The 1,651-nt window shown below is 64.5% G+C and carries 1 protein-coding gene and 1 tRNA gene; both read right to left on the bottom strand.

Features of this window, described 5'->3' with window-relative positions; genetic code table 11:
* Window positions 1-49: 49 nt before the first annotated feature.
* A complete protein-coding gene (locus tag AC5RV2_RS17790; RefSeq protein ID WP_494093427.1) occupies window positions 50-1,123 on the bottom strand; it encodes a lipid II:glycine glycyltransferase FemX in 1,074 nt (357 codons plus the stop codon).
* A 178-nt stretch (window positions 1,124-1,301) separates the two neighbouring features.
* Window positions 1,302-1,383 (bottom strand) — tRNA-Tyr (locus AC5RV2_RS17795).
* Window positions 1,384-1,651: the final 268 nt, after the last annotated feature.

Raw genomic sequence — 1,651 nt, forward strand, 5'->3', positions numbered from 1 at the left:
CCGGGTCCGACGGCCGGGGCCGGGGGCGGCGCTGGGCCGGCGGCGCCGCTCAGTAGAAGGGCTGGTTTCGGCGGCGCACGTAGAGCCCGCGGGCAATCTTTTCCCCGGCCGCGGACCACAGCTTGTACTTCAACGGGGAGATCACCTGGTCATAGCAGCCGACGAAGTCGGTGATGGTCTTGGTGAAGCTGGTCTTGAACAGGCCCAGCCCGTAGTACTCATGTTCGGGGTTCTTCAGTTCCGACGACGGCGGAGTTCCGCACAGGTCGTAACTGGTGATGCCCAGCTCCTTGAGCTGGTTCATGGCCGTCCACTGGATCAGGTGGGAGTCGCCGTACTGCTTGCGGCGCGGCAGCGATCCGCCGTCTTTGTAGGTTCCCTTACGTCCGTAGTTGACCACGAACGCGCCCACCGACGGTTTGCCGTCTTCGTACGTGAACAGCAGCCGGCCCTGCCCGGCGGCAATGAAGTTGCCCCAGAACGCCTTGAAGTACTCGAAGGAGCGGACCTGAACGTTCTTCTGGCCCTGCTGCACCTGTCCCATCAGGTTGAACATCGCCCGGAAGTTCTCTTCCGTCGGTTCGGCCGTCACCACTTCGGCGCCCTCGCGGATGGCGCGGCGCACGGCATTGCGCCCGCGGGACGAGAAGCTCTTGAGGACGACGTCCGGCTCCGGAGAGATGTCGACGATTGCGGTGTGGTCGTTCGGCTGCAGGTCAGGCATCTTGACCAGACCTTCGCGCGCCAGCAGCGCGCGGGTGCCGTCCGTGGCCTCGACATCCGGCTCGATCCGGATCGCGAAGACGCCGCGTGCCTGCTCCCGGCAGAAGTTGCGGTTGGCCTCGAAGATGCCCGGCAGGTCCTCGGGCGACGCGAGGTCGGGGCCCTTGATCATGTACCAGTAATTGCCCAGCAGCGGAACATGCTTTTCCAGCACCAGGTTGTAGCTGGTGTAGTCCTCGGTCTCATACGCCAGATACAGCGGCTTCCACCCGTGGTCCGCCTTGACCTGGGCGTAGGCCTTGGCCTGGAGCATGTTGCCGCCGTTGGGATTGGCCGTGACATGGCTGTCCCATGCCTCGATTTCCTCCGGCGTCGCGAAGCGGGCGGTGAATTGTCGCAAAGAGAACTCCTCGTCGTGGCAGCTGGTCGCCGCCGGTCACATCCGCGGTCAAGTCTATCGACGCCGGCCCCAGACCCTGTGCCGGGCAGTGCACCAGCGGCGGCCGGCATGGTCGGCAGGTACGGAAAAACCCCGTCCAACCAGTAATTCACGTGGTCAGACGGGGTTTCCCGTTCGGTGGCAGATGAGGGATTCGAACCCCCGTAGGCAATGCCAGCTGATTTACAGTCAGCCCCCTTTGGCCGCTCGGGTAATCTGCCGAACGCCTTCTTCAGAAGAAGACCGCTTCCCCGTGAGGAAGCAAGACAACTTTACACAAAGATCGGTCCAAGAATCGAATCGGGCTCCGCGGGGCTTATAAACCCCGGGAAATCCGCTCCTCCATCTGCCCGACGAACCGCTCTGCCTGCTCCGCGGTGACCAGCTGCAACCGCACCGCCTGATCCATCTCGCGGCGGATGCCGTCCAACCGGCCCGCGGGCTCGTTGCCGGACACGGCTTCCGCCGCGCCGGCGGCGCCGCTGGCAC

It is taken from the genome of Arthrobacter sp. Y3225116 (genome assembly GCF_059091245.1).